The organism is Frankia sp. CcWB2, assembly GCF_977927585.1.
Genome location: NZ_CDWRCM010000027.1, coordinates 1 through 1465, shown reverse-complemented (window position 1 = coordinate 1465; position 1465 = coordinate 1). Strand labels below are relative to the sequence as shown.

1 pseudogene is annotated in these 1465 nt (G+C 71.4%); it reads right to left on the bottom strand.

Going from position 1 to position 1465, the window contains the following annotated elements:
- Positions 1-1374: pseudogene (locus ACY45C_RS04970) on the bottom strand (methyltransferase domain-containing protein); the annotation flags it as partial.
- Positions 1375-1465 lie beyond the last annotated feature (91 nt).

Genomic DNA, 1465 nt, shown 5'->3' with positions numbered 1-1465 from the left:
AGTCGAACATGCTGATGACGTCGTACCGGCCGGCAAGGCTGTCGACGACGTCGGGGAAACGGCCGTAGTGGGCGTGGTCGACCCAGCCGCGCGCCAAGCCCTTCGCCAGGCCGGGAAAGGTGTCGAGCCCGTCGAACACCGTCCTCGGCCATACCTCGCGGGCCGCGTTGGCGAAGTGACCGTACCGGGCCCCCACGTCCAGCCAGGTCCGTGGCACCACGAACGGCCGGACGGCAAGCGCCGGTCGCGGGCGATCGCGGCCAGAGCCTGCTCGGCGACATCGGTGCGCAGGCCGTCGTAGCGGTCCCGGTCGTAGAACTCGCGCCCGGCCGGGCTCAGCGACGGATTGAGGAAGACGTGTCCGCAGCGCTCGCAGCCGTCCAGCCGGAAGGAACCGGGCTTGCGCAGGAGCAGGTCCGGCGACTCCACCCGGGTGGCAAGCTCGACCGATCCGCACCAGGGGCAGTCGGCCCGGTCGTGGCGCAGGAACCGGTCAAGGCCAGCCTGGACGTCCTGGGAGTAGGAGGCGCGGCTGGCTGCGGTCTCCTGCCTGGCCGCACGCTTGACCGGGTCTGGGGGAAGCCCGGCGGCCTTCGCCTCGGCCGCCTTCACGGCCTGCGCCCGGCCGGCCCGCACGGAGTCGACCACGAACAGCACCCCGCCGAGGATGCGCACGATGGGGGAACGAATGAGATCGCGCGAGGACAGCGGCACCCGGCCGGCGCAGACGAAGAACGGCTGGAACCAAAACAGCGCCATGGCCGCGAGGCCGAACGGCTGGTTCACGTGGAAGCCGATCGCGGTGGCGATCTGGGGTACGAACGGGAAGAGCTGGTTCTGCCGGGTGAACCGGTAGGCCCGCTGCTGGACGCGGACGCGCATCGCCGCGTCGTCCCGGGCGGCACGCAGCTCCGGCAGCACCGCCAGATCCGTCGAGCCGGAGGCGAAGGTCTTCAGCCGCTCGGTGATGTCGACGAGCTCCACCGGGTCGAAACCGTCCCGGCGGGTGATCCCAGCCCGCTGGAGGATCTCGGAGCGGACCAGCAGCACCTGGAAGGCGCCGCGGCCGGGCACGCAGCGGTCGGCCCGGTAGGTGCGGGTGTCGACCATCCGGGCGAGGTCGAGCGCCCGTTCGGCCGTCAGGTCCGCCGGGACGAGGTCGAGCACGTCGAGCCGGTCCCGGCTGGCGTGGTAACTGGCCGCCCGTCGGCCGCTGTCGGAGAGGCGGACCCCGGTCGCGACGAGGAACTCATGCGCGGGGTCCACCGGGCGGCCGGAGGCTGGCAGGGTGTCGAGGCGACGCAGCCGGCCGCGCAGCCGCACACCGTTGATCGCCAGACCGGCACACACCAGGATCGGCAACCATGTCAGCACGACGTCAGAACCGTTCGAGCATCAGACCATGAGACCGATCATCGACCACCAGACCGAGCACCGACCACCAGACCGAGCATCAGGAGGCCAG